At 67.6% G+C, this 7,262-nt stretch carries 6 protein-coding genes and 1 pseudogene; 3 read left to right on the top strand and 4 right to left on the bottom strand.

All coding sequences use genetic code 11. The features are described 5' to 3' along the window. Together BN3906_RS05820 and BN3906_RS05815 are read left to right on the top strand one after the other, a co-directional pair. Positions 1–260: pseudogene (locus BN3906_RS05820) on the top strand (CAF17-like 4Fe-4S cluster assembly/insertion protein YgfZ); the annotation flags it as partial. Between the two features lie 133 nt (positions 261–393). After that, positions 394–576 carry a DUF3073 domain-containing protein gene (locus BN3906_RS05815; RefSeq protein WP_066585282.1) on the top strand — a complete coding sequence of 61 codons (183 nt, stop codon included), beginning with the start codon at positions 394–396 and terminating at the stop codon, positions 574–576. A 123-nt stretch (positions 577–699) separates the two neighbouring features. On the opposite strand, the gene purM is transcribed toward BN3906_RS05815, so the two are convergent. Beyond that, complete coding sequence (gene purM, locus BN3906_RS05810) at positions 700–1,788, bottom strand: phosphoribosylformylglycinamidine cyclo-ligase (RefSeq protein WP_227871039.1); 1,089 nt, start codon at positions 1,786–1,788, stop codon at positions 700–702. 52 nt (positions 1,789–1,840) lie between these two features. Beyond that, entirely contained in the window at positions 1,841–2,308 is a 468-nt protein-coding gene (locus BN3906_RS15040; protein WP_390620320.1) for a sterol carrier family protein, read from the bottom strand. Positions 2,309–2,601: 293 nt separating this feature from the next. Between BN3906_RS15040 and BN3906_RS05800 the strand changes: the two genes are divergently transcribed. Further along, positions 2,602–3,558 (top strand): acyl-CoA thioesterase, encoded by a 957-nt coding sequence (locus tag BN3906_RS05800; protein ID WP_110482598.1) that lies wholly within the window; start codon positions 2,602–2,604, stop codon positions 3,556–3,558. A gap of 32 nt (positions 3,559–3,590) precedes the next feature. Here BN3906_RS05800 and BN3906_RS05795 read toward each other — a convergent pair whose 3' ends face one another. Both BN3906_RS05795 and BN3906_RS05790 read right to left on the bottom strand, forming a co-directional pair. After that, entirely contained in the window at positions 3,591–5,756 is a 2,166-nt protein-coding gene (locus BN3906_RS05795; protein WP_066585278.1) for an ArnT family glycosyltransferase, read from the bottom strand. Then, positions 5,753–7,051, bottom strand: a complete 1,299-nt coding sequence (locus BN3906_RS05790; RefSeq protein ID WP_066585275.1) for a bifunctional glycosyltransferase family 2/GtrA family protein — start codon at positions 7,049–7,051, stop codon at positions 5,753–5,755. The genes BN3906_RS05795 and BN3906_RS05790 overlap by 4 nt, the downstream gene beginning before the upstream one ends. Positions 7,052–7,262: the final 211 nt, after the last annotated feature.

The raw sequence follows: 7,262 nt of genomic DNA, 5'->3' as shown, positions 1-7,262 counted from the left end.
CCCTTCCTGAAGTCGGGTCGTCTGTCACCGCCGGGGGCCGCACCGTGGGCAGGACAGGTGCCCCGGTCCACGACGCCGACTACGGGCCGGTGGTCCTCGCCCTGGTGAAGCGGGCGGTCGTGGAGGCGGCGGCGGCCGGGACCGCACCCCCGCTGCAGGCGGACGGGGTGGACGCCGCGATCGACCCCGATGACCTGCAGTTCCGGCGTTCGGAGAAGCCGGGGCGCCTCGCTGTGGACAGGCTGCGGGGAAAGGGCTGACGGGGCTTCGACGGGGGCGGTTCTGAAAAATCCGGCGCCACCCGCTATGGTGGTGCCAGGAACAGATACAAGACATCAGCGTCGGCGGTTGAATCCCTGGGCCGCTACGCAAGTACACCCGAGGGGGTAGGCCATGGGTCGCGGCCGCGCCAAGGCGAAGCAGACGAAAGTTGCCCGTCAGCTCAAGTACAATTCTCCTGAGATGGACCTGGACAGTCTCCAGCGTGAACTCTCAGGGGAACACCGGCACGATGCGGTGTCCGAGGACGACTACACCCGGTGGGAGGAGTGGGGTCCGGACAACTCCGGTCGGTGATACCCCACTGCTGATCCACCGAAGCAGATGAACCCCGCACCCTGTCCGTGAGGACAGGGTGCGGGGTTCATGCGCTCCGGACCTGTTCATGCCGGACCGGGCAGGTCGACCGCCCGCCGGCGCTTAACCCCTGTGACCGCCGACAAGCACCGCACGGGCGGCGTCACTGTCCCTGGCCAACCGCACCCGCCCGAGGTTCCAGCACTCGATGTGGCGGGCAGTGAGGATGGCGAGGGCACGCTCGGCGTCCTCCTCCGCCACCACGGCGACCATCCCGACACCCATGTTGAAGGTCTTCTCCATCTCCTCGGGGGCGACCTTGCCGAGGCGGGCGATCGTGCGGAAGACCTGCGCCGGGCTCCAGGTTCCGCGGTCCAGTTCGGCGGTGAGTCCCTCAGGGATCACGCGGGCGAGATTCGACGCCAGCCCACCACCGGTGACATGCGCATAGGTGTGGACCTCACACTCTGTGGCAAGGGCCAGGCAGTCCTTCGCGTAGATGCGGGTCGGTTCCAGGAGCTCTTCACCGAGGGTACGGCCGAAGTCCGCGACGTAACCGTCCAGGGGCAGACCGGCCTGCTCCAGCAGAACATGCCGGGCCAGACTGTAACCGTTGGAGTGCAGGCCCGAGCTTGCCATGGCGATGACGACGTCACCGTTTCGCACCCTGTCCGGGCCCAGCAGCTCGTCCTCCTCCACCACGCCCACCGCAGTGGCGGAGATGTCGTATTCACCGGGCTCCATGAGGCCGGGATGCTCCGCGGTCTCACCGCCGAGCAGTGCACACCCCGCATCGATGCACCCCGCCGCGATACCCGAGACGATCGACGCCACGTGCTCGGGCACCACTTTCCCGATCGCGATGTAGTCCTGGAGGAACAGCGGTTCTGCACCGCACACCACCAGGTCATCGACGACCATAGCGACAAGGTCGCGGCCGATCGTGTCATGCCGGTCCATCGCCTGGGCTACGGCCACCTTGGTCCCGACCCCGTCGGAACCTGCGGCCAGCAGCGGCTTGTCATATTCCCCGAGGGCGAAGAGACCGGCGAACCCGCCGAGCCCTCCGCGCACCTCCGGCCTGGTGGCCTTTCCCGCCAGCGGTGCGAAAAGCTCCACCGCCCGGTCACCGGCCTCGATGTCGACCCCGGCAGCAGCGTAGCTGGCACCGTCCTGGTCGGGGTTGTCGGAGATGGAGGTTTCGTCTGTCACAGTCCTACGCCTTCGGGAGAAATCAGGAGTTTAACGTACCCACCCTACCTGTTCAGCGGTTCAGGTCCACCACCGGCAGCCAGTGCGCGACATCGGCCGCGTGAGCCCCTGACACTTCCGCACCGGCCGCCGCAGCCTCTTCCAGTGTGAGCAGCCCGGTCGCCAGCCTCAGCCACGTCCGGGGGTCGCACTGCACCACGTTCGGCGGAGTGCCCCGACGGTGTACCGACCCCGCGACGCACTGCACCGCCGCGAACGGCGGGACCCGGACCTCGACACTGTGGCCCGGGGCGTCCTCCCCCACGCCCGCCCTCTTACACAACCCGGCGGGGATAATAGGCAGAAGCACGAGCGCCCGCGGCGCCGCAGAGCCCCCCTGGGCGGCAGCCCACCGACACTGTGGCCCGGGGCGTCCTCCCCCAGCAGTGCCGTACTCAACCGGCACGCCGCGGCCACGGCCGCCCGCGACGGTCGGGGAACCGCCCCGGACGCCACGTCCTCCTCGTCCGCGGTGATCCACTCCCGTACCGCCACCAGAGCCGCCCGCACCTCCGCGGGATCGGTCCGCGTCCTCTGCGCCATACCCCGATTGTAGACGGACGGCACCACGGTCCGAAGATGACCGGTGAAGGTGACCGGTGAAGGTCAACGGGCAGGGGACGTGACTTCCGTGACACCGCCACACAGTTCCCCCCTCGGGACATAGGATGGCAGGGTGACTGACGCGACCCGGAGCTACGGAGGCATGAGGCTGTGACGGAGACTGTGAACGGCGTGGAAAGATCCCCGGATCCCGAGGTCACCCTCCGGTTCATGGCCGCACCGACAGACGTGCTCATGCAGGGCGCCAACGGGGTGCACGGCGGAAGAGTGCTGGAATGGATCGACAAGGGCGCCTACGCATGCGCGGTGGGCTGGTCGGGAGCCTACTGCGTCACCGCGTACGTCGGGCACATCCACTTCACCAGACCCATCCCCTCCGGGCATGTGGTGGAGGTCCGCTCCCGGATCGCCTACACGGGCAGATCCTCCATGCACATCGTCAACGAGGTTCTCTCCGCCGATCCGCGGGAACTCATCTTCACCCGGGCCTGCGACTGCCTGGTGATCTTCGTCGCCATGGACGAGAACCGGCACTCCACCCCGGTACCGCACTTCGAACCGCGCAACGACGAGGAGCGGCGCGTCGCCGAAGCTGCACTGTCCCGGGTGCGCCTGCGTAAGGCGATCGAGGAGGAGATGCTCAAACAGAGCTACACCGACTCCGGTACCGCACCGAGTATGGTCCACCGGTTCATGGCCAAACCCACCGACGTCAACTGGGGCGGCAACGTACACGGCGGGACGGCTATGGAGTGGATCGACGAAGCCGCTACCGCATGCACCATGGCCTGGTCCGGTGAGAAGACCGTGGCCGTGTACGCCGGCGGCATCCGCTTCTACCGGCCGGTGCACATCGGCGACCTCGTCGAGGTGGAGGCCCGCCTGATCAGGACGGACACCCGGTCGATGGCCGTGACCGTGCACCTTCGCGCCGGAGACCCGCGGGAGGGCACCGGCAACCTCCCGGTCGCCATCCACGCGTCCATGACCTACGTGGGTGTGGACATCGACGGCAACCCGCTCAACGCCAGGCACTTCACCCCGGTGTCCCCGGAGGACAGGCGCCTGGAACAGCACGCCCAGGCGCTCAGGGAACTGAGGACCAAGTACTCACCTGAGCCCTTGTTCCGGCCACTGCGCGAGGAGCCGCAGTACCCGGTGAACTGACCCCGGCGTCCTCCCGGAACACCGTCGGACGGTCAGTCCGAGGTGACCGAGAGGTCGTAGACCGTCATGCCCCCTTTCTCCACGGCAGCGAAGTTGTCCGCCACCCACTCCGAGATTTCCGTGCTCACGGTGCTCCCTCCCATCTGCTGGCCGCGACCTCCGGTCCCGGATCCCAGGAAGTAGTGGATCTTTCCCTCCCGGACGTAGTCCTTGAACTGTTCCAGGGTGGGCGTGGGATCTGAGCCGTTGTACCCGCCGACGGACATCACCGGTTCTCCGGTGGCCAGCTGGTACTCGGCCGCCGTCTGCGATCCGACCGCGGCCGCAGCCCACACATAACTCCCTGAGTCCTGCTCCAGCAGATCCACCACCTCAGCGTCCGCGGACGCCCCGTTGAGACCGCCGGGTCCGCCTGCCTGACCACCCGGCAGTCCGCCTGCCTGACCACCCGGCAGTCCGCCTGCCTGACCACCCGGCAGTCCGCCTGCCTGACCGCCCCCACCTGGGGCAGGCAGTTGACCGGAACCGTCGTCCCGTCCCGCGGAGGGGACCTCGCCGCCCATTCCCCCGGCCATCCCGTCCTGCATCCTCCCGGGGCCACCTGCTCCCCCCGGACGTCCACCGGGACCGAAACCCGACGACACCTCGGGTCCCGCCGTGACGATGGCCCCGGAATGCGCAGTGGCCAGCGTGTCCACCGAGTAGGCGACCGGTCCCGCCAGACCTGCGGTTCCACCGGCGATGACAGCGACGGCAGCCACAGCTTTCCCGGTGACCCCGAGCGCGACCGCTGCAAGCGCGACCGTTGACACCAGGCCGCAGACCACCACGACGAACTTCAGCCAGGGCACGAAGTCAGGGGTGCGGTCCAGCAGAATGTACGACCAGACCGTCGTCACCGCGACGACGATCGCCAGGACCCACGGCGTCCACCTGCTCTCCTTCCTGTGCTTCCACAGGGTCACCGTGCCGGTTCCCACCAGCGCCGCGACAGCAGGTGACAACGCCACCGTGTAGTACTGGTGGAAGATGCCCTGCATGAAACTGAAGACGATGCCGGTGACAATGAGCCAGCCACTCCATGCCAGAACAGAGGCACGCAGAAGATCGGTCCGCGGACGCCTGCGCACGACAACGAGAACCGCCACAGCCAGGATCAGTGCCGCAGGGATCAGCCACGCGATCTGACCGCCCTGGGCCGGTTCAAACATGCGGAGAATCCCGGTTTCCCCCCACATCCCTGTCGGCCCTCCGGCAGCACCGAACCCGCCTCCGGCCTCTGCGCCGCCGGGCATCCCCGCCCCCCGGCCGCCGCCTCCTGTCACCGCTCCGGTCTCGTCACCGTTGATCCTTCCGAGACCGTTGTAGCCGAGGGTGAGCTCGATGATGGAGTTGTTCTGACTTCCGCCGATGTACGGACGGGAGTCCTCCGGCCAGAGTTCCACCACCGCCAGGTACCAGCCGGCGGACACCACGGCCGCACCGAGGGCGGCCAGCAGCTGACCTGCCCGGACCTTCCACGACCGGGGGCATGCGACGATGAACGCCAGTACCAGCCCCGGCACCACCAGCACCACCTGCAGCTGCTTGGCCAGGAACCCGAGACCGATGAAGACCCCCGCCGCCACCGCCCAACGCCACCGCCCGTCCTCACAGCACCGCAGCACGGCCCACAACGCCGCGATCATCAGCAGCACCAGGAGAACGTCCGGGTTGTTGTACCTGAACATGAGCACGGTGACCGGGGTGGTGGCAAGCACCACAGCGGCGACGAATGCAGCCGGCACACCCGCGTACCTTCTCACCACGGACCACAGCAGTGCCACCGCGGCAACCCCGACCAGGACATACGGGACGAGGATGCTCCAGCTCGACAGCCCGAACAGCTTCACCGCTAGAGCTGAGGGCCACAGGGACAGCGGGGTCTTGTCCACCGTGACCGAATTACCCGCATCCGAGCTCCCGAAGAAGAACGCCTCCCAGTTCTGGGCCCCTGCCTGTGCTGCTGCGGCGTAGAAACTGTTCCCGTAGCCACCCGCGGAAAGGTTCACGAGATAGGCGGCGGCAGTGCCCAGCAACAGAAGTGCGAGCCCGGCCCTGCCCCGCACTGTCAGTCTCTGCACCACGACCGGGTGGGGGTGGTCCACCGGGCTGTCCCCACGATTGTCCGGTCCTGCCGTATGCGTCGTCACGGTCATCGCCGTCCCCTCCTTCGTCCGGAGAACATCGCCCGGAACAGGATGAACCTGAGTACCGTGCCCACAAGGTTCGCTGCGGTCAGAATGAGCAGCTCCGTACCGGCTGATGCGTCCGGGACAGACGCCTGCAGCACCGCGAGCGAACCCGAGGTGACGGCCCAGCACAGGAGAAACACGAGAAGTCCCCCGGCACGGTCACGGTCCAGTCCGTTCCTCGTCGTCACCCCGAAGGTGAACATCCTGTTGAGGTCGGTGTTCACCATTGCGGTCACCAGCAGGGCCAGGAAGTTCGCCAGCTGGGCCCACATGAACATCCGGAACAGCGGGTACAGCAGTGCGTAGGCGAGGGTGGACAGTACCCCGATCACCACGAACCTGAGGAGCTGGCCGCCCAGACGCTGGTCCCCGTCGACCCGGGTGGCGGGTTCTCCGTGGCCCGGACTGTCGTGGCCCGGACTGTCGTGGCCCGGACTGTGGTGGTCCGGGTTCCCGTGCACGGGACCGGCGGCGGTCCTGGGGGGCCGGGACATGGCGTCCACGTCCGTCTTTCCTGTCATCAGTGCCGTTCCCACGCGCCACATGCCTCTGAGGTCCTCCCGGGCAGTGGCGAGGACGTCCACCCGGGAATCCGGGTCGTCCACCCAGTCCACCGGGACCTCGTGGATCCGGTATCCGGCACGCTCGGCGAGTATGAGCATTTCGGTGTCGAAGAACCAGTTGTCGTCCTCGACATGGGGCAGTATCGCCTGTGCCGCATCTGAACGCATGGCCTTGAAACCGCACTGGGCGTCGGAGAATCCCACCGCCATCACCGTGCGGAGGAGACGGTTGTACGTCCGGGAGATGAACTCTCGTCTCGGTCCGCGGGTCACGGTGGACTGTCGGGCGAGTCTGGTGCCGATCGCCACGTCTGAATGGTCGGCCACCAGCGGAGCGATCAACGGGACGAGGGCGTGGAGGTCGGTCGACAGATCCACGTCCATGTACACCACGACGTCGGCGGTGGAGGCCAGCCACACTTTCTTCAGGGCGCGGCCGCGCCCCTTCTCGTCGAGGTGAACCACCTTCAGTCTTTCGTCGGCGACGGCGAGGGCCCGCGCCGTCGGCAGGGTCGCGTCGGTCGAGGCATTGTCAGCGACGGTGACTGAGGTACGCCACGGGACTGTCTCAAGGAAGCTCGTCAGGCCTGCGATACAGCCGGGCAGGCTGCGTTCCTCGTTGTAGACCGGGACGACGATGTCGACCGTGGCGGTGCGGGCGGAGTTCCCTGCTCCTGTCCCTGCCGCGTCGGCCATGTCATCGGGGCAGCGGTGGTCCGGAAGATGGCCGTCGACGGGGAAGCGCTGTCCGCCCGGCGGGGCGGAGTTGTCTGTAGGTGTCATAGCCGGGATGGTCCCGCACCACGGTGGGAGAAACTCGGGACGCCGCTGGCATGTTCCTGCCAACAGAGTTCTCTCCGGACACCGGTACCCCGCCCCCGGCCACCCGTCAGCGCAACTGCACCGA

This window comes from Corynebacterium provencense, assembly GCA_900049755.1.
GTDB classification, from domain to species: domain Bacteria; phylum Actinomycetota; class Actinomycetes; order Mycobacteriales; family Mycobacteriaceae; genus Corynebacterium; species Corynebacterium neomassiliense.
Note: the sequence above shows the minus strand (reverse complement) of the source record. Positions and strands in the feature narration are given on the sequence as shown.